The sequence below is a fragment of the Streptomyces sp. NPDC001068 genome (assembly GCF_042897315.1).
Lineage (GTDB): Bacteria > Actinomycetota > Actinomycetes > Streptomycetales > Streptomycetaceae > Streptomyces.
In genome coordinates this window covers 666,112-687,717 of the sequence record NZ_JBIAYD010000002.1, presented here as the reverse complement: position 1 = coordinate 687,717, position 21,606 = coordinate 666,112, and the positions used below count along the sequence as shown (strand labels likewise).

General features: G+C 71.9%; 19 protein-coding genes. 6 read left to right on the top strand and 13 right to left on the bottom strand.

The genetic code is table 11. The features are described from left to right. Positions 1–37: 37 nt before the first annotated feature. From ACFY3I_RS08170 to bla, 6 genes are all read right to left on the bottom strand, one after another. Positions 38–1,246 carry a cytochrome P450 gene (locus ACFY3I_RS08170; RefSeq protein WP_390859898.1) on the bottom strand — a complete coding sequence of 403 codons (1,209 nt, stop codon included), beginning with the start codon at positions 1,244–1,246 and terminating at the stop codon, positions 38–40. Next, on the bottom strand, positions 1,243–1,869 hold the full coding sequence (locus ACFY3I_RS08165; RefSeq protein ID WP_390859897.1) for an ATP/GTP-binding protein: 627 nt from the start codon (positions 1,867–1,869) through the stop codon (positions 1,243–1,245). Before ACFY3I_RS08165 ends, ACFY3I_RS08170 begins: the two co-directional genes overlap by 4 nt. Further along, positions 1,850–2,197, bottom strand: a complete 348-nt coding sequence (locus ACFY3I_RS08160; protein WP_365286882.1) for a DUF742 domain-containing protein — start codon at positions 2,195–2,197, stop codon at positions 1,850–1,852. The genes ACFY3I_RS08165 and ACFY3I_RS08160 overlap by 20 nt, the downstream gene beginning before the upstream one ends. Continuing rightward, entirely contained in the window at positions 2,194–2,601 is a 408-nt protein-coding gene (locus ACFY3I_RS08155) for a roadblock/LC7 domain-containing protein (protein WP_365286884.1), read from the bottom strand. The genes ACFY3I_RS08160 and ACFY3I_RS08155 overlap by 4 nt, the downstream gene beginning before the upstream one ends. Next, positions 2,598–4,187 carry an ATP-binding protein gene (locus ACFY3I_RS08150; RefSeq protein ID WP_390859896.1) on the bottom strand — a complete coding sequence of 530 codons (1,590 nt, stop codon included), beginning with the start codon at positions 4,185–4,187 and terminating at the stop codon, positions 2,598–2,600. The genes ACFY3I_RS08155 and ACFY3I_RS08150 overlap by 4 nt, the downstream gene beginning before the upstream one ends. A 197-nt stretch (positions 4,188–4,384) precedes the next feature. Then, a complete protein-coding gene (bla, locus tag ACFY3I_RS08145; protein ID WP_390859895.1) occupies positions 4,385–5,260 on the bottom strand; it encodes a class A beta-lactamase in 876 nt (291 codons plus the stop codon). Positions 5,261–5,493: 233 nt separating this feature from the next. On the opposite strand from bla, the gene ACFY3I_RS08140 reads away from it, so the two are divergent. Together ACFY3I_RS08140 and ACFY3I_RS08135 are read left to right on the top strand one after the other, a co-directional pair. Then, the gene (locus ACFY3I_RS08140; RefSeq protein WP_390859894.1) at positions 5,494–6,366 is read left to right on the top strand and encodes a hypothetical protein; all 873 of its coding nucleotides are present in this window, start codon (positions 5,494–5,496) and stop codon (positions 6,364–6,366) included. A gap of 109 nt (positions 6,367–6,475) precedes the next feature. After that, on the top strand, positions 6,476–9,850 hold the full coding sequence (locus tag ACFY3I_RS08135) for a pyruvate carboxylase (protein WP_390859893.1): 3,375 nt from the start codon (positions 6,476–6,478) through the stop codon (positions 9,848–9,850). Between the two features lie 63 nt (positions 9,851–9,913). Here ACFY3I_RS08135 and ACFY3I_RS08130 read toward each other — a convergent pair whose 3' ends face one another. The 6 genes from ACFY3I_RS08130 to ACFY3I_RS08105 form a co-directional block, all read right to left on the bottom strand. After that, a complete protein-coding gene (locus tag ACFY3I_RS08130; RefSeq protein ID WP_390859892.1) occupies positions 9,914–10,891 on the bottom strand; it encodes an SMP-30/gluconolactonase/LRE family protein in 978 nt (325 codons plus the stop codon). Positions 10,892–11,055: 164 nt separating this feature from the next. Next, positions 11,056–11,508 (bottom strand): hypothetical protein, encoded by a 453-nt coding sequence (locus ACFY3I_RS08125; RefSeq protein WP_390859891.1) that lies wholly within the window; start codon positions 11,506–11,508, stop codon positions 11,056–11,058. 42 nt (positions 11,509–11,550) lie between these two features. Next, entirely contained in the window at positions 11,551–12,351 is an 801-nt protein-coding gene (locus ACFY3I_RS08120) for a DUF4389 domain-containing protein (protein ID WP_390859890.1), read from the bottom strand. Between the two features lie 79 nt (positions 12,352–12,430). Continuing rightward, positions 12,431–13,213 carry a polysaccharide lyase family 7 protein gene (locus ACFY3I_RS08115; RefSeq protein ID WP_390859889.1) on the bottom strand — a complete coding sequence of 261 codons (783 nt, stop codon included), beginning with the start codon at positions 13,211–13,213 and terminating at the stop codon, positions 12,431–12,433. A 141-nt stretch (positions 13,214–13,354) separates the two neighbouring features. Further along, the gene (locus ACFY3I_RS08110; protein ID WP_390859888.1) at positions 13,355–14,575 is read right to left on the bottom strand and encodes a carbohydrate-binding protein; all 1,221 of its coding nucleotides are present in this window, start codon (positions 14,573–14,575) and stop codon (positions 13,355–13,357) included. 119 nt (positions 14,576–14,694) lie between these two features. Continuing rightward, positions 14,695–15,432 carry a YqjF family protein gene (locus ACFY3I_RS08105; protein WP_390859887.1) on the bottom strand — a complete coding sequence of 246 codons (738 nt, stop codon included), beginning with the start codon at positions 15,430–15,432 and terminating at the stop codon, positions 14,695–14,697. Between the two features lie 201 nt (positions 15,433–15,633). Between ACFY3I_RS08105 and ACFY3I_RS08100 the strand changes: the two genes are divergently transcribed. The 4 genes from ACFY3I_RS08100 to ACFY3I_RS08085 all read left to right on the top strand — a co-directional run bounded on the left by ACFY3I_RS08100 (position 15,634) and on the right by ACFY3I_RS08085 (position 21,009). Further along, a complete protein-coding gene (locus ACFY3I_RS08100; protein ID WP_390859886.1) occupies positions 15,634–17,445 on the top strand; it encodes an FAD-binding dehydrogenase in 1,812 nt (603 codons plus the stop codon). Between the two features lie 306 nt (positions 17,446–17,751). Beyond that, positions 17,752–18,855 carry a GNAT family N-acetyltransferase gene (locus ACFY3I_RS08095; protein WP_390859885.1) on the top strand — a complete coding sequence of 368 codons (1,104 nt, stop codon included), beginning with the start codon at positions 17,752–17,754 and terminating at the stop codon, positions 18,853–18,855. Positions 18,856–19,062: 207 nt separating this feature from the next. Further along, positions 19,063–19,890 carry a PP2C family protein-serine/threonine phosphatase gene (locus ACFY3I_RS08090; RefSeq protein ID WP_390859884.1) on the top strand — a complete coding sequence of 276 codons (828 nt, stop codon included), beginning with the start codon at positions 19,063–19,065 and terminating at the stop codon, positions 19,888–19,890. A 105-nt stretch (positions 19,891–19,995) separates the two neighbouring features. Beyond that, a complete protein-coding gene (locus ACFY3I_RS08085; protein WP_390859883.1) occupies positions 19,996–21,009 on the top strand; it encodes an MASE1 domain-containing protein in 1,014 nt (337 codons plus the stop codon). A 42-nt stretch (positions 21,010–21,051) separates the two neighbouring features. Here ACFY3I_RS08085 and ACFY3I_RS08080 read toward each other — a convergent pair whose 3' ends face one another. Continuing rightward, positions 21,052–21,543 carry a peptidylprolyl isomerase gene (locus ACFY3I_RS08080; RefSeq protein ID WP_390859882.1) on the bottom strand — a complete coding sequence of 164 codons (492 nt, stop codon included), beginning with the start codon at positions 21,541–21,543 and terminating at the stop codon, positions 21,052–21,054. Positions 21,544–21,606: the final 63 nt, after the last annotated feature.

Below are 21,606 nucleotides of genomic sequence, written 5' to 3'. Positions count from 1 at the left end.
CACCGATCGGGTGCCGCGCCCCGCCGTCGGTGTCGGACTACAGGGCGGGTACGGGTGTGAACCGGACGGGAAGCTCGGTCAGCCCCCGCAGCCAGGGCGAGGGCCGGCGGGCGAGGGAGTCGGCGGGCACCGCCAGGTCGATGTCCGGCAGCCGGTCGAGGACGACCTCGATGCCGGTCCTGGCGATCACCTCGGCGACCTCCTGAGCCGGGAACGGGCAGCGGTGCTCGCCGTGCCCGAAGGAGAAGTGGGCGCTGTTGCCGCCGGTCAGCGCGGAGGCGTCGGTGCGCACCTGCGGATCGGAGTTGGCGCCCTGCAGACCGAGCAGCAGCAGGTCACCGGCGCGGATCCGGCGCCCGCCCAGCTGGGTGTCCCGGGCGGCCCAGCGGCCTGCCACGTTCTGGGTGGGGGTGTCCTCCCACAGCACCTCGTTCATCGCCTCGGCGACACTGTTGCGGCCGCCGAACAGCGAGGCCGCGAACCGGTCGTCGGTGAGCATCAGACGCAGCGAGTTGCCGATCCAGTCGGCGGTGGGCTGGTGGCCGGCCGCCATCATGACCATCAGGTCCTGGGCGATCTCCTCGTCGCTGAAGCCGCTCTGGTCCTGGAGCATTCGCGACACCACGTCGTCGGCCGGGCCGGCCTTGCGGTCCGCGAGCAACTGCGCCATGGAGGTGGCCAGATGGGTCTGCCCGGCGATCGCGCGCTCACGTCCGTCGATCATGTCGTTGAGCGCGGTGACCAGGCCCGGCCCCTCCTCGTCGGAGAAGCCGTAGAGCTGCGCGAGCACCCGCACCGGCAGCAGCATCGCGTACTGGCCGACCAGGTCCGCCTCCCCGCTGGTGCACAGCCCGTCGATCAGCTCGTCCGCGAACCGCTCGGCGTGGCCACGCAGTTCGAAGGGGTCGACGGCCTCCAGCGCGTCACTGATCATCCCGGCGCGCTCGCCGTGCCGCTTGCCGACGGTGTAGAGGATCGACGGCTGCTTGCGGCCGATCATCGGCAGCAGCGGCCAGTCGTCGGGGATCGTGTCCCACTGGTTCCACAGGTCCGAGTCCCGGCTGAACAGCACCGGATCGCCGGTCACCTGGTGCAGCTCGCGGTAGCCGAGCACCAGCCAGGCAGGTACCTCCCCGTCGAGCACGACAGGGGTCACGGCGCCGTGCTCGCGCCGCATCTCCCGGTAAAGACTCCCGGGTTCGGTCTGGAACCGGGGGCCGCTGAGCGGCACGGCTTCGGGGGTCACACGAACTCCTGTCGGGGCAGGTCCGCCGGTGCCGAGGGGCCGGCGTACCGGTTCTTGACGTGCTGGACCAGCTGGATCAGCACCTGCTTGGCGGACTCCCGGGAGCGGGCGTCGCAGTTGACCAGCGGGATGTGCGGGTCCAGGTCGAGCGCGTGCCGGATGTCCGCGGGTGTGTGCACCGGGCCGCCGAAGTCGTTGCAGGCCACGATGAACGGCGTGCCGTGCTTCTCCAGCCGGTCGATGGCGTACCAGGAGTCGTCGATCCGCCGGGTGTCGAGGAGCACCACCGCGCCCAGGGTGCCGGAGAACAGCCGGTCCCACAGGAACCAGAACCGCTCCTGGCCCGGTGCCCCGAACAGGTACAGCACGTTGCGGGCGTCCAGGGTGATCCGCCCGAAGTCGAAGGCGACGGTGGTGGCGGACTTGCCGCGCACCTCCCGGACGTCGTCGACCTCCTCGCCCGCCCGGGTCATCGTCTCCTCGGTGTTGAGCGGACGGATCTCGCTGACGGAACGGACCAGGGTGGTCTTGCCGACGCCGAAGCCGCCCACGACCACGATCTTGAAACCGTTGTCGGCGGAGGCACCCAGCGGGGTGCGCGCCTCAGAGGTTGCGGAGTCCAACGAGCACCTGCTCCAGGATGTCGGGATCGGTGATGGCGGGCCGGTGCGGGTGGCGGGCGCTGACCCGGCCGGCCGCCTCCAGGTCGCCCAGCAGGATCTTGGCGATGCTCACCGGCAGCCTCAGCTCCGCGGCGATCTCCGCCACCGAGGTCGGGGACTCGGCCAGCCGCAGGATCGCCGCGTGCTCCGACTGCATGCCCGGTGTCGGCTGCGACTCGGCGACGACCAGCGTGACCAGGTCGAACGGACTGTCCGGGCCGCTGCTGCTGCGGCCGCCCGTGATGGTGTACAGGCGGTCGGGCGCGTCGTCCCTGCCGGGCCTGCTCATGCGGTGCGGGGCGGCGCGGTGAGATGCTCGCCGAGCTGCTCGACCAGTTCGCTCATGTTGTGCCCGACCAGTCCGGGGTCCGCGTCCTCGCTGGTCACCACGGCCAGATGGGCACCCTCGCCGGCCTCCACGATGAACAGCACACCGCCGTAGAACTCGGTCATCGCCGACCGCACGCCACCGCTGCCGTCGCCGAACTCGACGGACGCCCCGTGCGACAGCGACTGGATGCCGGCGGAGATGGCCGCGAGCTGGTCGGCCTGGTCGACGGAGAGCTCAGGGGTACGGCAGAGCTTCAGCCCGTCGCGGGAGAGCACGAGGGCGTGCCGCGCACCGGGGGTGCGCTCCAGGAGCCCCTCGATGAGCCAGGTGAGCTTGTCGTCGGCGGTGGTCCTGCCGGTCATGAAGTGGTGTCGCCTTCCGGGTGCGCGTGCGGGTGGGACGTGGGCTCGGAGCCGGACTCCGGGTGCGGCGCGGAGTCCGTGCCGGGCGCCGGGGCCGGGGTGTGCGGGGCTGTGACGGCGTCGGGCGCCCCCGACGGGTGGGTGTGGCCGGCCGCGTCCGGGACGGCGTCGTCGTCGGCGGCCGTCCGCACGGCCTGCCGGAAGCTGTTGAAGCGGGCGGCACGGACCCGGGCGTCCTCGGTGGCGGGCGCCGCCGGGCGCGGCTCCGCCGGCTGGGCCGACCGGCGCTCGGCCTCGGCGAGGGTCCGGCCGCGCCGCCGCCTGGGCAGACCGCCGTGACCCTCCTCGTCCTCGTCGGGCTCCGCGGACTCGTGCACGGGCATCGGGTCCGGCGCGGCCGGCACCGGTTCGGCCTGCTCCGGCTGACCGTGCAGCGTGGGTTCGTCGGCGACCGGGCGGGTCAACAGGTCCTGCGGGACCAGCATCAGCACCCCGGTGCCGCCGCGCGCGGACGGCCGGAACGACACCTTCAGGTCGTGCTTCGCGGCCAGCCTGCCCACGACCGTGAGCCCGAGCCGGGTACCGGTGAGACCGCCCAGCCCGGAGGTGTCGCCGGCCACCGCCCGTTCGGCGCGGCGCAACTGCACGTCGCCCATCACCAGCCCGCTGTCCTCCACGGACACGATGACCCCGGCCGGCACCTCCTCCACGTAGACGTGGACCTCGGCCGTCGGAGGCGAGAAGTTGGCGGCGTTGTCGAGGAGTTCGGCGAGCGCGTGCATCACGCCCTCGGCCGCGTGACCGGTGACGGCCGTCTCGCTCACCGAGTGCACCCGCACCCGGCGGTATCCGCCGATGCGTCCCATCGCACCGCGCAGGATCGACTCCATGCTGATCGGCCGTGCCCAGCGGCGGCCGGAGCGCGCCCCGGTCAGCACGGCGATGGAGTCGGCGACCCGGCCCGCCTGGGCGGTGCGGTGGTCGAGGTGCAGCAGGTCGGCGAGCACCTCCTCGTCGGTGTGCCGCTCCTCCATGGCCCGCAGGTCGGCGAGGGTGGCGGTGGCCAGGGCCTGCATCCGGCCGGCCGCGTTGCCCGCCGCGGCGATCGCCGCGGCCCGCTCCCGGGCGGCCTGCTCCAGGTCGGCGGCGAGCCGGCCGTTCTCCCGCCGGTACCAGTCCAGCTCCTTGCTGCTGTCCTCGTGGACCCGCACCCGCTCCTGCTCCAGGGAGTCCGCGAACTCGCTGCGCTGCTGGGCCAGTTCGTCGATCAGTCGCTGCTGCTCCTGGCGCGCGTCCTCGGTGCTGCGGGCGTGCTGCTGGAGCAGCCGTCCGATGTCCTGGTTCACCGCGTCCAGTCGGCGCCGGGCGCGGCGGGCGGCCCGCGCCGCGTGCACGGCCCAGGTCACGGCGGCGCACAGCAGCAGTCCGGCCGCGCCGGCCCCCAGGGCGAGGGGGACGCGGACCGTGGCCGGTGCGGCGATCACCGCGGCGGCGACCACGAGGGCCGACACCACGGCGGTCAGCCCGAGGGTCGGGACGAGCGTACGGAAGGCAGGTCGGTCGCCGGGTTGCGTGGTCGCGGTCATCGGTCCGGTCTGGTCCTCGGAGCGGTAGGGGCGTGGTTCCGGTGATGCCGGTGAAGCCCGTGAAAGGGGGAGTGGTACTCGGTGCTGAACTGGCCGTCACTATACGAGAGTTCGTGATCGAAACGGAACAGTTCCGGTCCCGTCGGGGAAACCGCTGTCATCCGCGACCACTTGCCGTGTCCCGACTGCGAACGATCCTACGAATCGCCCCGAGTGAGCACGTCCGCCACCACGGCGGCGGCCTCCTTCACCAGCGCGGAGTCGGCCTGGGCGGCGGGATCGGTGTGCGTGGACAGGACGGCGACGACGACCGGAGGGCGGCCCGGGGGCCAGGCGATCGCCACGTCGTCGGCGGTTCCGTAGGAGCCCGTTCCGGTCTTGTCGCCCACGGTCCACCGGGCGGGGAGCCCCGCGCGGATCCGCTCGCCGCCGGTGGTGTTGGCGAGCAGCCAGCCGGTGAGCCGGCGCCGGTCCGCGCGGGTCAGGGCGTCGCCGACGGCCAGTTTCGCGTAATCGGTACCGATGGCCAGGGGGGTGGTGGTGTCCGTGACCCGCCCGGGCTCCGCCGAGTTGAGCTCCGGTTCCCACCGGTCCAGCCTGGTCACCCGGTCCCCGATCGAACGGCACAGCCGTGTCACCGCCACCGGCCCGCCCAGCCGCTCCAGCAACAGGTTGGCCGCGGTGTTGTCGCTGTACGTGATGGCCGCCTCGCACAGTCCGGCGACCGTCATGCCCGCGGCGAGGTTCTCCGGCCGGCCCGTGACGGGCGCGCCGCCCGACCGGTCGATGTCGCCCTGGTCGTAGTGGACGACGACGTCGAGCGCGTCCTCGTCCAGGTCCCGCAGTACCGCCGCGACCGCGAGTGTCTTGAACGTCGAGCACATCGGGAAGAGTTCGCCGGCCCGGTAGCGCACCATGGTTCCCGAGCCGGTGTCCCAGGCGAACACCCCGAGCCGGGCCCCGTGCGCCCGCTCCAGCGCGCGGAATCCGCCCGTGGTGTCCGGGGCCGCGACGGCGGGCAGGGCCGTACCCAGGGCCGCGGTCATTACGACACGGCGCGACAGCTGCTGCATTACCACTCCTTTGCCGGGAATCCGATGAGGGGGACGTGATCGCGTCCCCGGGGGTTCCGCGGTGGACGGGTGACGAACCCGACGCCGTTGTCCGGCCCGACGGTGGTTCCCGCATCGTCGCAAATGATCCGAACGTCTTTACGATGACGCGTGGAACGGCCGGGGAGCGGAGAGCCTCTTGGGGGGCGCGGGGCCGACGGCCCGGGGCTGGTGTCGAGGGGACGATGCCTTTCATGACGGGGAACGGAAGCCGGTGGGCCGTGCGTGCCGCCCGGTTCGTACGGCGCCGCCTGTGCCGCGAATGGCACGGCATCGTGACGGAGCCTGTGCGACAGCTCGTACGGCGCGGTCTGTCCGGGATCGTGCTGGCGTTCGTGGCCGCGACCGGCGTCGTCCTCTTCCACGACGTCGCCCAGCACCCCGCCGGCAGAAGGCTGGTGTGGCACCTCGGTGGGGTCACCGCCGACCTCCCCCTGTGGCTGTCCCTGCTCCGCACCCCGGTCTCGCTGTACGTCCCCGCGCTCGACCTGCCGGTCTGGGCCGGCATCACCCAGCTCTTCCTCGCCTTCGCCCTCGCCGAACTGGTCCTCGGCCGCGCCCGGACCCTCGCCGTCGCCTACCTCACCACGCTGGCCGGCACCCTGACGGCCCGCGTGATGGTCGCGCTGGGCCCCGGCTGGTGGGGTCTCGGCCTGCCCCCGGAGGCCGGCGGGATCCTCGACACCGGACCGTCCGCCGCGGTGGTGGGCCTGTTCACCTACCTGGCAGTGGTCCGCCGGGCGCCCGTCGTCTTCGCGCTGACCGGCGGTTCGATGGTGTGGGAGTCCCTCGCCGTACCCAACCTCGCCGGCCGCGAGCACCTGGTGGCGGTGGCCGTGGCCCTCGTCCTCGGCCTGCTGCACGGCCGCCGGCCGCCGGTGCCCGTCCGGCGGCTCACCCGCCGTCCGGCCGAACGCCTCGGCACCCGGCCGGTCCCGCCCCGGGTCCACGCACCGGATTCCCTGGATCCCGTCACCTCTTTCGGAACTCCTCAACCCCTCCGTATTCCCCGGAATCCCCTAAGTCACGCGGCCGACCCGCCGAACTGCTCAACGACGTCGATGTGATGGTTTTCGCACTTCAGCCGGACCGGGCAACCCCTAATGTTGCGCGGGCTACGGCAGGGCGCGGCTGACACCATGGTGTTCGTCGCCGGCAGGCTGAAGGGATCCAGGGATGTTCCGCAAGGTGCTGGTCGCCAACCGTGGAGAGATCGCCATTCGCGCTTTCCGCGCGGGCTTCGAACTGGGCGCGCGCACGGTCGCCGTGTTCCCCTACGAGGACCGCAACTCGCTGCACAGGCTGAAGGCGGACGAGGCCTACGAGATCGGGGAACCCGGGCACCCGGTGCGCGCCTACCTCTCCGTCGAGGAGATCGTGGCCGCCGCCCGGCGGGCCGGGGCCGACGCCGTCTACCCGGGTTACGGGTTCCTCTCCGAGAACCCCGAACTCGCCCGCGCCTGCGAGGAGGCGGGCATCACCTTCGTCGGACCGAGCGCCCAGACGCTGGAGCTGACCGGCAACAAGGCCCGCGCGGTCGCCGCCGCCCGCGCCGCCGGCGTACCGGTGCTCGGCTCCTCGCAGCCCTCCAACGACATCGACGAACTGGTGCGCGCCGCCGACGAGGTCGGCTTCCCGGTGTTCGTCAAGGCCGTCGCCGGCGGCGGCGGCCGCGGCATGCGCCGGGTCGAGGACCCGGCCGCGCTGCGCGAGTCCATCGAACAGGCCTCACGGGAGGCGGCCTCCGCGTTCGGCGACCCGACCGTCTTCCTGGAGAAGGCCGTCGTCGACCCGCGCCACATCGAGGTGCAGATCCTCGCCGACGGCGAGGGCAACGTCATCCACCTCTTCGAGCGCGACTGCTCGCTCCAGCGCCGCCACCAGAAGGTCATCGAGCTGGCCCCGGCGCCCAACCTCGACCCGGCCCTGCGCGACCGCATCTGCGCCGACGCCGTCCGCTTCGCCCGGGGGATCGGCTACCGCAACGCCGGCACCGTCGAGTTCCTCCTCGACCGCGACGGCAACCACGTCTTCATCGAGATGAACCCGCGCATCCAGGTCGAGCACACGGTCACCGAGGAGGTCACCGACGTCGACCTGGTCCAGGCCCAGATGCGCATCGCCTCCGGCGAGACCCTGGCCGACCTCGGGCTCTCCCAGGAGACGGTGAAGCTGCACGGCGCCGCCCTCCAGTGCCGTATCACCACCGAGGACCCCGCCAACGGCTTCCGCCCCGACACCGGCCGCATCAGCGCCTACCGCTCCCCGGGCGGCTCCGGCATCCGGCTGGACGGCGGAACCACCCACGCCGGTACCGAGATCAGCGCCCACTTCGACTCGATGCTGGTGAAACTCACCTGCCGGGGAAGGGACTTCAAGGCCGCCATCGGGCGCGCCCGGCGCGCCGTCGCCGAGTTCCGCATCCGTGGCGTGGCCACCAACATCCCCTTCCTCCAGGCCGTCCTGGACGACCCGGACTTCCAGGCGGGCCGGATCACCACCTCGTTCATCGAGCAGCGCCCGCACCTGCTCACCGCCCGCACCTCCGCCGACCGCGGCACCAAACTGCTCACCTACCTGGCCGACGTCACCGTCAACAAGCCGCACGGCGAGCGCCCGCACCTGGTCGAGTCGACCACCAAGCTGCCCGCGCTGCCCGCCGGGGAGCCCCCGGCCGGCTCCCGGCAGCGGCTGGTCGAGGCCGGCCCCGAGGGCTTCGCGCGCTGGCTGCGCGAGTCGCCGACCATCGGCATCACCGACACGACGTTCCGCGACGCCCACCAGTCGCTGCTCGCCACCCGTGTGCGCACCAAGGACCTCCTCGCCGTCGCCCCGGTCGTCGCCCGGACCCTGCCCGAACTGCTCTCCCTGGAGTGCTGGGGCGGTGCCACCTACGACGTCGCGCTGCGCTTCCTCGCCGAGGACCCCTGGGAGCGGCTCGCCGCCCTGCGCGAGGCCGTGCCCAACATCTGCCTCCAGATGCTGCTGCGCGGCCGCAACACCGTCGGATACACCCCGTACCCGACGGAGGTGACCGACGCCTTCGTGCAGGAGGCCGCCGCCACCGGCATCGACATCTTCCGCATCTTCGACGCCCTCAACGACGTCAACCAGATGCGCCCCGCCATCGAGGCCGTGCGCGAGACGGGCACCGCGGTCGCCGAGGTCGCGCTCTGCTACACCGCCGACCTGTCCAACCCGGACGAGCGGCTCTACACCCTCGACTACTACCTGCGGCTCGCCGAGCAGATCGTCGAGGCCGGCGCGCACATCCTGGCCGTCAAGGACATGGCGGGCCTGCTGCGCGCCCCCGCCGCCGCCAAGCTCGTCTCCGCGCTGCGCCGGGAGTTCGAACTTCCCGTCCACCTGCACACCCACGACACCGCGGGCGGCCAGCTGGCCACCTACCTGGCCGCGATCCAGGCGGGCGCGGACGCGGTGGACGGCGCGGTGGCCTCCATGGCCGGTACGACCTCACAGCCCTCCCTGTCGGCGATCGTGGCGGCGACCGACTACTCGGACCGCCCCACGGGGCTGGACCTGCGGGCCGTGGAGGACCTGGAGCCGTACTGGGAGAGCGTCCGCAAGGTCTACGCCCCCTTCGAGGCGGGTCTCGCCTCCCCGACCGGCCGCGTCTACCACCACGAGATCCCCGGCGGTCAGCTGTCCAACTTGCGCACCCAGGCCGTCGCCCTCGGGCTCGGCGACCGCTTCGAGGACATCGAGGCGATGTACGAGGCCGCCGACCGCATCCTCGGCCGGCTGGTGAAGGTCACCCCGTCCTCGAAGGTGGTCGGCGACCTGGCCCTGCACCTGGTCGGTGCCGGGGTGAGCCCGGAGGACTTCGAGGCCACGCCCGACCGGTTCGACATCCCCGACTCGGTCATCGGCTTCCTCCGCGGCGAGCTGGGCACCCCGCCCGGCGGCTGGCCCGAGCCGTTCCGCACCAAGGCGCTGCAGGGCCGCGGCGCCGCCAGGCCGGCCCCGGAGCTGGCCACCGAGGACCGCGAGGGCCTCGCCAAGGATCCGCGCGCGACCCTGAACCGGCTGCTCTTCCCGGCCCCGACCCGGGAGTTCGAGACGCACCGCCAGACCTTCGGCGACACCAGCGTCCTCGACAGCAAGGACTTCTTCTACGGTCTGCGCCCGGGCAAGGAGTACGCGGTCGACCTGGAGCCCGGTGTCCGGCTGCTCATCGAGCTCCAGGCGGTCGGCGAGGCCGACGAGCGCGGCATGCGCACGGTGATGTCCAGCCTCAACGGCCAGTTGCGGCCCATCCAGATCCGGGACCGGGCCGCCGCCTCGGACATCCCGGCCACCGAGAAGGCCGACCGTGGCAACCCCGGCCATGTCCCGGCCCCGTTCGCCGGAGTCGTCACCCTCGCCGTCGAGGAGGGCGCGGAGGTCGAGGCGGGCGCCACGGTGGCCACGATCGAGGCCATGAAGATGGAGGCCACCATCACCGCCCCGAAGGCCGGCCGGGTCTCCCGGCTCGCCATCAACCGCATCCAGCAGGTGGAGGGCGGCGACCTGCTGGTCGAGATCGCCTGAGACGGAGCCCGCGGGGCGGCGAGGGTGGGAGGGCCGGTCGGTACCGGGCCTCCCCCCTCGCCGTCAGGAGCGGGCGAAGTGGGTGCTCAGGCGCGCCTTGAGCAGGTTCGGGTCGCGCTGGGTCGAGTAGGCGCCGCCCGCCACGAACACGTCACGGCCGTTCACGGCCAGCGAGGTCGGGTTGGACAGCCCCTCGTGCACCGTGAGGACGGTGCCGCGGGTGCCGTCCGGGCGGACCATGACGACCTCGTTGGACGGGTTCAGCGCGGCGAGCACCATGTCCGAGTGGCCGGGGAAGACGAAGTCGTCGACGCCGGTCAGGCCGGTGGCCCGGGTCTCGGCCGGGCCGGCCGAGCCGTCGGCGCCGACCGGGATGCGCAACAGCGTGCCGCGGTCGGTGTTGGTGACCCAGACCGCGTCCTTGTGCACCTTGATCCCGTTGGCGCCGAAGCCGGTGGCCGGTGCCGGGAGCCCGCGCAGGGCGGTCTCCGTGGACCAGGCCGTCGGCTTGCCCCCGGCCTGCGGGACGCGCCACACCGTGCCCAGCACCGAGTCGGCGGCGTACAGCACGCCGTGACGCTCGTCGAGGGCCAGTCCGTTGGGCAGACCGTTGGACGGCAGCTGGGCGATCCGCTCCGGCCTGCCGCCGCTCGCCGGGATCCGCCAGACACCGGTCCGGGATGTGCCGGTGGCGTAGTTGACGTACAGGGTGCCGTCGTGGGCGCGGGCCAGGCCGAGGGTGACGGCGCCGTCCATCAGTGAGGTGCGGGGGTGTTCCTCGGCGGGCAGGGTCGCCAGTACCCGCACCCGGCGTTCCCGGGTCACCTTGGCGACCTGGCGGGCGAAGGCGAAGGTCACGTCGACCGAGCCGCCCCGTTCGGTCACGACGTTCTCGGGCGTCTGCCCGGCGGCCAGATCGAAGTGCGCGATGGCGTGCGGCCGGGAGAGGACCGGCTCGTCGCCCGCGGCCGGAGCCGCCGCGAGCAGGCCGAGCGCGACCGCGGCCGGGGCGACCGCGGCCGGGCGGAGGAATCGGGGCATGTGACCTCTTTCGACGGGAGCGCGAGGCTCCGGCGTACCGGTCACACCAACATGACGGTTCGTCGCTCCCTGCCCGGCTCAGCCCCGGCCGGGACGTCGCCCGCCCGGCGCACGGCGTGGCCCCTGTTGCCGCGCAGCCGGGTGACGGGCCCCGCCCCGGTTCCTCAGTTCCACAGCGGGTAGTTCATGACCTGCGTGTATCCCGCCGGCTTGGCGCCGGTGTAGTTCACACTCATCCGCGTGAACTGCTGCACGTTCGGGTGCTTCACCCAGGCCGACGGCCGGTCGAGCTTCACCGTCACGGGGTACTTGCGGAAGGTGCCGGCCGCGCAGTACGGCTTGCAGTCGTTGACCACGTTCACGCCCTGGCCGACCGCGGTGTTGTCGTTCCACTGGGTCCAACGCATGCCGGTGAGCTGGCTGTTGCCGTCACCGCAGGCCAGGATGAAGTCGGCCGGCCGGAACCGCTGGTGCCAGAGGCAGTCGACGAGCACCGGGTGCTGGACGGCCGGCGACGCGGTCGGTGTCGGCGGAGTCGCGGAGGCCGTCGTCATGCCCGCCGTGAGCAGCAGGGCCGCCCCGAGTCCGATCGCCGTTCCCACCACTGGTCTGCGCATGGTCGCTCCCACCAGTTCCGCGTGATTCCTTTCCCTTCGACGCTACGACCGTCCCGCCGGATGTACCACTTGCGCCGGGTTCGCGAGTCCGTTGTCGTCGTAGGCCGCGGTGGGGCGGGAGAAGACCTGGGTGAGCAGGCCGAGGACCAGGAAGACCCAGATGAGGGCCTTCGCGCCGGTGTCCAGGAGCAGTGGCCGGGTCGCGGACCTGATCTCCTCCGCCCCGGCGGCCGGGTCGTCGCCGAACAGTCCCTTCGGGTAGACGGGCGTGAGCATGGCGGCGTACGCGCTGAACCGCATCCGGTACCGGGCGACCGCCGCCGTCGCCCCGAAGACCGGTCCGGGCAGTCGTCCCAGGACGATCGCGACGAGCCAGAAGACCCACCCGATCGCGAACCAGCCGGCCACCACGAGGTTGGCGATGATCCCGGCCGGGATCATCAGGATCAGCCGGAACAGCACCGCGAGCCGGTTCAGGGCGGTGGGCCGCAGCTCGATCCGCACCGGGTACTCCGGCGCGGTCAGGTCGAACGGCGGGTACCGGTCGACGAGGAGCATTGAGCTGGCCGTGACCCGGGTCTCGTACGCCAGGTACCGGCCGAGGAAACCCGCGATGCCGTCCGGCAGCCGGCCCAGCACCAGCGCCGTGAACCAGCCGGCCACCGTCACGAAGAACGCGGCGATGCCCAGCAGGAGGACCGCGAGGAACTGCGGGAGCAGCAGCGGCCAGCGCAGCAGCACCGTCCAGCGGCGCTGCGGCCCGGGGGCGGGGACGTCCAGGGCGGGCCGCCACTCGGGGCCGTCCGCCGTGACGGGAGGACGTGGGTCCCGGCTCTGTGTCATGAGTCCTCCCGTCGTCCGGCCCGGATGGCGACTTCATCGTGCTGCGGAACCTCCGCCACCGCCAGGCTGGTGCGGCGACTCAGCCGTGTTTGACGGTCAGGCCGTAGAACGCGACACGGGCGCCGTTGGTCGTGCTGTCGGAGGACGACTGGTTGTAGGAGCCCGCCTTGAAGTACTGCTTGTACGGGTTGAAGGAGGACGGGATCGCGTAGTGGCTCGTGGTGCCGTTGACGGTCAGGTCGATGGTGTTCCCGCCGGAGACGGCGATGGTGTAGGTCCAGGTCTTGCCGATCGACACGTGACCCACGGTGTGCGTGGTCTGCCCGCCGGACGGGGAGTTCTCGGTGCCGAGGACGATGTCGCCGTCGGAGTGGTAGTACAGCTCCAGGAGCGGTTTGGTGGAGGAGCCGCCGGTGCCGAGGTGGATCTGGCCCACGCACACGTTCTTGGTCACCGAGACCACCCGCAGCGTCGCGCTCATCCTGTGGCTGCCGCTCAGCGACCAGTTTGCGGCGCTGCCGTCGCGGTTCATCTCGCGCAGTTCGGAGCGGGCGTAGTTGGAGTTCGGAGTCGTGACGCCCTTCTCGGGCGCCCAGAAGGTCATCGCGCCGTCGCGGGCGTCGGTGTAGAAGTACGCGTCCTGGTAGCCGTTCGCGCCCTGCAGCCGGGACGAGGAGATGGTGGTCGGCGAGCCGGGGGAGCCCACCGGCTCCTGGAGCTGCCATATGGACAGGTCGAAGTTGCCGCCGGGCGCCTTGCCCGGATCCGCCGCGCCCGCGCTGCCGCCGGTCAGCAGGACGAGGGCGAGGGCGAGGGCGAGGCCCGCGGCGGGCGGGGCGGCGAGCAGCCGGGAACGGTTCATGTGGGGGGTCCTTCCGGGGAGGGGCGCGTCCGGAGCCCACGAGTGGAACTCACGTTCCATTCATGTCTGTGAACTCCGGACGCATCCATAACCGTCGCTGACCCGTGAAAGTAAAGGTCCGAACCAACCCCGTCAAGAGGTTCAGCAGGCGCCCTCGTCCTGCCAGGGACCCCAGTCCGAGGCGGTGGGCACCTCGTTCTGGGTCCACCACTTGGCCTTCCAGTTGTGGTGGTTGTAGGAGGCCTCGTTGCCCGCCGTGTACACCGCCGTCGAACTCCACGCGGTCTTGCAGGAGGTGGACGACGGCGTCGGGGTCGGGGTCGGGGTGGGCGTGGGCGTGCCGGTCGGCGGGGTGACCCCGGCGAACTTCACCGAGTACTTGGCGAAGTCCCAGTCGCTCTGGGCCACGCTGGAGCAGGTCCCGGACGTGGTGCCGTTGTTGTCGGGCGGGGAGCACTGTCGGTCGCGGTTCAGGGACCAGAACGTGAAGCGGTCCATGTGGTGGCCGGTGGCGTAGTCGAGCACCGTCTGGAAGTCGGCCTGGGAGAAGTACTCGCCGCTGTCGCTGCGGCCGTTCATCCCGGAGAAGCCCTCGTGGGCGTAGGCGGTCGCCTGGTCCCAGCCGAAGGTGGACTGCAGGATCGAGTTGAAGTTGGTGAGCGCGCTGGTCTGCGCCGCCGCCCCGCTGAAGCCGCCGTCGAACGGCATGATGGAGAAGTTGTTCGGCGTGAACCCCTGGGACTTGGCCTCCAGCAGCATCTGCTTGCCGAACCAGCCGGTGCCGTCGGCCGTGCCGGCCGTGGTGACCGAGACGTACAGGCCCGGGTTGTTCTGCTGGAGGATCTTCGCGGCGCCGATCTCGTTCCTGATCGCCGCGGTGTTCTCGTACTCCGGCTCCTCCAGGTCGAAGTCGATGGCGTGCAGCCCGTACTTGGTGATGACCTGCTGGTAGGCCGCCGCGGTCGAGGCGGCGTCCGCGCAGGTCTGGCCCAGCTTGGTGCCGCCGTAGCCGCCGATCGACACGGAGACGTCGCCGCCCTTGGCGCGGATGGTGCTGATGACGGACTGGACGGCGGTGTCCGAGGAGACCGCGGCCGTACCGCCCCAGGTGGGTGAGCAGCCACCGCCGTTGGGGGCCAGGACGAACGCCAGCTGGAAGGCCTTGAGGCCGGTGGCGTCCATGATGGCGGCCGCGTTCGGCGGGTTGTTGTCCAGCGGCATCAGGTAGGGGGCGGCCGCGTACCACCGGTTGCTCAGCGCGGTGGTCGCGCCGGAGGCGTTGCTCGCGACGAGCGCGGTGGCGCCGGCGGCGGCGACGGTGACGGCGACCGCGGCGCCCAGACATGCGCGAAGGGGTCTCACGGGGACCTCCAGGGGAGTGGGGGAGGTGGGGGTGGTGCCCCAGCTTCCGGAGGTGTCGCGATCACGTCAATAGATTGGACTGGACCAAAAGCCACTTTGGACTAGACCATACGAAGTCTTTACCTGGCGGCCCGGAGCAGTGCCGGCCGCCCGAAGCGCACCCTCACGCCCGGGGACCAGAGCGCGCTGACCGGCGGCCCGGCGGGCGCGGGCAGGCCCGCGGCGGCCACCAGGCCGTCGTCCAGGTCGAGGAGTTCGGCCCGGTGCAGGGGCCAGGGCGGGTGCTCGGCCGGCTGGTGCAGCGTGTGTCCGTGCCAGGCCGTGTGCAGCCCCCAGCGCGCGGTCAGGAAGTGCTCGAGCGGTGACGGCTCGGCGATCGGCGGTCCGATCCGCACGACCGCCCGGCTGGCGGCCGCCTCCCGGCCCCGGCGCCGGCAGGTGTACGTGATCACGTCGCCGTCGCGCCGCAACCGCATCGAGGACCACAGGTACGGCAGGCGGAACCCGAGCCGGCCCGTCAGCGCGGGCAGCAGCCGGGACGCGTCCAGGGATCTGAACACCACCCCGCGCCGCCCCTGCCCGTCCACCGAGTACAGCCGTACGTTCGTTTCGCAGAAGGCCCCCAGGTACGGCAGTCCGGGGCCAGGGCCCAGGCCGACGCCCCGCATCAGGAACGGGACCAGGCCCACGTAGGTGACCCCGTCCAGGGTGTCCGGCCGGGTGCCGGCCGGCAGCAGCCCCGCCACCCGTTCCGGATCGACCGGCCAGTGCAGGAAGGTGAGTTGGTGCCAGCCCTGCACCTGGGTCGGCAGCCCCACGGGCCGCGGGGTGACGGTGGTGACCGGCTCGGGACGCATGGACAGGTCATAGCACACCCGTGCGAGCCGATGCCGCCCTCATGGCGGTCCGGGCCGTCGCGGGGAATCTGACAATCCCCGTGTGCAGACCTCTGGTCGCCGCCCGCGACCCTGGGCTACCGTCGGTAACACCCTGCCGTCCCGGCAGACCCAGACCTGTCTCCCGCACCGCCCGCATCCGTTCGGAAGGCACCCCCGCCCATGGAGAATCCCAGAGCAGTCGCCGGTCCGGTCAACGGGACCGACCAGCCGTCCCGTTTCACCCGCCGTCAGGTGCTGACCGTGGCCGGCGGCACGCTCGCCGGCATGACACTCGGTCAGGCGGGGGCGTTCGCCGCCGAGTCCCAGGACGCGGACGCGATCGTCGTCGGCCACGGTCTGGCCGGCCTGGTCGCGACCGCCGAACTCGCCGCCGCCGGCCGCAAGGTACTGCTGCTCGACCAGGAACCGGAGGCGAGCCTGGGCGGCCAGGCGTTCTGGTCCTTCGGCGGCCTCTTCTTCGTCGACTCCGACGAACAGCGGCTGATGGGCGTCAAGGACTCCCACGATCTCGCCTGGCAGGACTGGCTCGGCGCGGCCGGCTTCGACCGGGGCGTCGGCGACCCCGGGGGCCAGGACTACTGGGCCTACAAGTGGGCCCAGTCCTATGTGGACTTCGCCTCCGGCGAGAAGCGCTCCTGGCTCTCCGGCCTCGGCGTGCAGTGGTTCCCGATCGTGGGCTGGGCCGAACGCGGCGGCGGCCTCGCCGACGGCCACGGCAACTCGGTGCCCCGCTTCCACGTCACGTGGGGCACCGGCCCGGCCGTCGTCGAGCCGTTCGAGAAGAAGGTGCGGGCGGCGGTCGCCGCCGGCAAGGTGACCTTCAGGTTCCGGCACCGGGTGGACGAGCTGGTGACGACCGCGGGTGTCGTGACCGGCGTGCGCGGCGCGGTCCTGGAGCCCAGCAGCGCGGCCCGGGGCACCCCGAGCAGCCGTACCGTCGTCGGCGACTTCGAACTGCGGGCCCCCGTCGTGGTGGTCACCTCGGGGGGCATCGGCGCCAACCACGACCTCGTGCGGCAGAACTGGCCGGCCCGGCTCGGCACCGCGCCCAAGTTCATGGTGACCGGGGTCCCCGCGCACGTGGACGGGCGGATGCTGGCCATCACCCAGCAGGCGGGCGGCCGGATCGTCAACCCCGACCGGATGTGGCACTACACCGAGGGCCTGCGCAACTACGCCCCGATCTGGCCGGGTCACGGCATCCGCATCCTGCCCGGCCCGTCCTCCATGTGGTTCGACGCGAAGGGCCGCCGCTTCAACTCGCCCGACGTGCCCGGCTACGACACCCTGCACACGCTGGGCTCGATCACCGCCTCCGGCTACGACTACTCCTGGTTCGTCACCACCCAGAAGATCATCGCCAAGGAGTTCGCCCTCTCCGGTTCCGAGCAGAACCCCGACCTCACCAACAAGAACGTCTGGCAACTGCTGTCCAGGATCTGGCAGACGCCCGAGCCCATCGAGAAGTTCAAGAACAACGGCGCCGACTTCGTGGTGGCCGACAACCTCACCGACCTCGTCACCGGCATGAACAAGCTGACCGGTGACAACCTCATCGTCCTCGCCGACCTCAAACGGCAGATCGAGGCCCGCGACCGCGAGATCGACAACCCGTACTCCAAGGACGTCCAGGTCCAGGGCATCCGCAACGCCCTGAGCTACATCGGCGACTCCCTCAGCCGTACGGCACCCATCCACCGGATCCTCGACTCCGGCGCCGGACCGCTGATCGCCGTCCGGCTCAACATCCTCACCCGCAAGACCCTGGGCGGCCTGCAGACCGACCTGTCCGGGCGCGTCCTGAACAGCGCCGGAACTCCCGTGCCCGGCCTGTACGCCGCCGGCGAGGTCGCCGGCTTCGGCGGCGGCGGGGTGCACGGTTACCGGTCGCTGGAGGGCACCTTCCTCGGCGGCTGCCTCTTCTCGGGCCGCCAGGCGGGCCGGGCGGCGGCCGCGGCGACGGCCACCTGACAGAAAAGGCCGGGAAAGTCCGAGTCACCCCACCTCCTTCCCCCGACAGTGGCACTCTTGACAGCGTGCGTACTGTTTCGCGACGTTTGAGCGACACCTCCGGACCGGCGACCCCGTCGCCGGTCGCGGACGGCAGGTGTGCGGCGGGGAGCAGGAGCTGTTCGTAGCAACGGCGGAACGCGGAATCCGCGTTATGGGGGGAGCGGTCGCCCATGCGATCCAGAGGTCAGTGCAGAGGTCCGTCCGGGAGCCGGTCCCGGACGGACGCGGGATGCGCCTCGTCAGCCGAGGGGCGGTCGATCTGAGGTGGACATCACGATCCACAGACCCGGCGAGCTGACCCAGTCGCTGCGCCGGGCCTGGCACCAGGCGATGGACGAGTCTCCGGAGTACGCCAACCCCTTCCTGGCGCCGGAGTTCGCGATCGGCGTCGGCAGACACCGCGGAGGCGTACGGGTCGCCGTCCTGCGCGACGCGGGCGAACCCGTCGGCTTCCTCCCCTTCGAACGCAACGCCCTCGGTGTGGGCCGGGCCGTCGGTCTCGGCCTCTCCGACTGCCAGGCGCTCGTACACCGGCCCGGAGTCACCTGGGATCCCCAGGAGTTGCTGAGCGCGTGCGGGATGTCCATCTTCGAGTTCGACCATCTGGCCGCCGAGCAGCGGCCGTTCGCCGGCCATGTCACCGGCACCTTCGCCTCGCCGGTGATCGACGTGAAGCCCGGCGACGGCGGCTACCCCGAGTGGCTGCGCGCCACCTACCCGGGCCTGGCGAAGACCACCCTGAAGAAGGAGCGGCGCCTCGGCCGCGACATCGGGGACCTGCGCTTCGAGTTCGACGAGCGCGACCCGGCGGTCCTGCGCACCCTGATGCGCTGGAAGTCCGCCCAGTACCGGCGCACCGGACGTATGGACCGCTTCGCCCGGACCTGGATCGTCGACCTCGTGAACCACCTCTTCCACGTCCGCGAGGAACACTTCACCGGTGTGCTCTCCGTGCTCTACGCGGGCGACCGCCCGGTCGCCGCGCACTTCGGCCCGCGTTCGGCCACCGTGCTGGCCGCCTGGTTCACCGCCTACGACCCCGAACTGCACTACTACTCGCCGGGGTTGATGATGCACCTGCGCACCGCCGAGGGCGCCGCGCGCGGCGGGGTGACCCTCGTCGACCTCGGGCGCGGGGACAAGGAGTACAAGGACTGGCTCAAGACCCGCGAACTGCGCGTGGGCGAAGGGTTCGTCACCCGCACCCACCCGGTCGCCGCCGCGCACCGGCTGTGGCGCCGCCCGGTACGCGGACTGCGCAACACCGTGCTCGCCCATCCCTCGCTGCGTGAGCCGGCGGACCGGCTGCTCAGGAGGGTCGGCACCCTGCGGGCCTCGCGCCGACCGGACGGGATGCGCGAGGAGTGAACCCACCGTGACGACCACCGGCCGGTCCCGGCCGGTGGTCGTCACGACCGGCGCCGGGCCGGTCCGGTGGTCGTCACGGCCGTTCCCGGCCCGGTCCGGCGGCGCGTTTCGCGGCCGGTCGCCGGTCCGGTATTCGCACTATGATCCTGTAGAGGTAAAAACCTACGGTCTGCCCCGGGAAGGCTGTCGCCCCGGCCGGAGTGATCCATGCCCCGCAAGCGCCCACAGGACGACGACGAGCTGCTGGCCAGACTCAGGTCGCTCACCGCCCAGGCACGCGAGCGGGCCGAGTACCAGCGCTCCCAGGTCGAGCTGGCCGTCGCCCTCCAGCGCGGCATGCTGCCCCGGGACCTGCCCGACACGCCCCGGGTCCACCTGGCCGTCCGGTACGCGCCCGCCACCTACGGGCTGAACGTGGGCGGCGACTGGTACGACGCTTTCACGCTGCCCGACGGCCGGATCGGCCTGTCCATCGGCGATGTCCAGGGGCACAACATCGAGGCGGCCGCCTTCATGGGCCAGGTCAGGGCGGGACTGCGGGCTCTCGCCTCGGTGAGCGGCGAGCCCGGCGAACTGCTCGCCCGGACCAACGACCTCCTGATCTCCCTGGGCAACGACCTCTTCGCCACCTGCACCTTCATGCGCCTGGACCCGGAGACCGGGACGCTGGAGAGCGCGCGGGCCGGCCACATCCCCGTCGTCTGGGCCACCGCGGACGGAAAATCCGGGATCGGGGAGGACGAAGGCGGCCCGCCACTGGGCATCCAGCCCGGAACGGAGTACCCGGTGACCCGGTTCCGGCTCACCGCGGGGGGCATGTTCGTCCTGCTCACGGACGGGGTGGTGGAAGGGCCGTCGATGAGCCTGGAGGAGGGACTGGAGCAGGTGGTGCGGCTGGCCGGCATCGCCGCCGTCGCCGGCCTCCAGGCGCACGCCCTGGCGGCCGCCGTGATCAAGGGCGCGGAACAGGTCGGCCACGAGGACGACGCGGCGGTCCTGGTCGTGGGCCACGACGATCCCGACCGCACGGCCTGACACCCGGGACACCGTCCGGCACGCCGGCCGTCGTCCGTTGCTGTTGCTGTTGCTGTTGCTGTTGCTGTTGCCGTCGCCTCGCCGACCTGCGCCGACCGGTGTCTGATGGCTGCTGTGGCGGGTATCAGGGAACAGCACCGGCCGGTCGTCCGCGCCCTGCGGACACCGGCGGTCGCCACCTGCTACTACGCGGCGGCCCAGCTCGGCCTGCTGCGCCGGCTCACCGTCGAGGGCGCCGTCTTCACGCCCGTCTATCCGCCGACCGGGGTCGCGCTGGCCTGCCTGCTGTCCTTCGGCCTCGGCTGCTGGCCCGGCATCGCGCTCGGCGCCTTCTTCGTCGTGCTGACGCTGGGCGCGCCCGGGCCCGACGTCGTGGGCATCCTCGTGGGCAGCTCGGCCGGGCCGGTGTGCGCCTGGCTGATGCTGCGCCGGGTCGGCTTCCGTACGGATCTCGGGCGGCTCCGTGACGGCCTCGCCCTGGTGTTCCTGGGGGCGCTGGCCGCCATGGTGGTCAGCGCCACCGTCGACGTGGTCACGCTGGTGCTGGCCGGCAAGCTCGACGCGACCCACTTCTGGCCCATCTGGCTGGCGTGGTGGGTCGGCGACGCGATGGGCGTCCTGCTGGTCACCCCGGTCCTGCTGGTCCTGTTCGGCGCCCGCCTGCCCCCGCCGCTCACCCGCTGGAAGGAGGCACTGGCCCTCACGGTCGTCGCGGCGGTCGTGGTCCCGGTGGCCACCCGCAGCGCACTGAGCGCGCTGTTCCTCGTCTACCCGCCGCTGGTCTGGGCCGCGCTCAGGTTCCGGCTGGCGGGGAGCATGCTGTGCGCCCTGTACGCGTCCGTGCTGGCCACCGTCGCGGCGACGGACGGCATCGGCGGATTCGCCGGGCTGTCCCATGTCGAGGTGATGCTGAAGCTCCAGCTGTTCAACGGTTCGCTGGCGCTGACCGCGCTGCTGCTGTCGGCCGTGATCACCGAGCAGCGCAACACCCGGTTCTCCGTCGAGGAGGCCTGCCAGGAGCTGGCCGAGGCCCTGGAACACCTCACCGCGCACGATCACCCGGCCGGGCGCGCCCCGCCGGAGGCGGGGGATCCGCGGCGCGGGGAGGACGAACGGTGACCGGGCGGCCGCCCGGTCACCGTGTCGTGGTGGGTGCCGTCGTCAGACGGTGCCGCTGGCCGTGATCTCGATCTTGGCCTTCGGCGCACCGCTGGAGCTGCCGAAGCCCTCGATCCTGTCCACGATCTCCGAGCCCTCGACGACCTCGCCGAAGACCACGTGCTTGCCGTCGAGCCACGGGGTCAGCACGGTGGTGACGAAGAACTGCGAGCCGTTGGTGTTGGGGCCCGCGTTGGCCATGCTCAGCAGGTACTTGCGGTCGTGCTTGAGCTGGAAGTTCTCGTCCTGGAACTTCTCGCCGTAGATGCTCTTGCCGCCGGTGCCGTCACCGTGGGTGAAGTCACCGCCCTGGAGCATGAACTGGGGGATGACCCGGTGGAAGCCCGAACCGGCGTAGCCGAAACCGTTCTGCCCGGTGGCGAGCTCACGGAAGTTGCGGGCCGTCTTCGGGACCACGTCGTCGAACAGGTTGAACACGATCCGGCCGGCCGGCTCGTTGTTGATCGAGATGTCGAAATAAACGTTGTCGCTCATGCAGGTCAACCTATCGCGAACCGCCCCCCGGTCCCTCCCATGGGTGGGAACGGACCGGGGTGT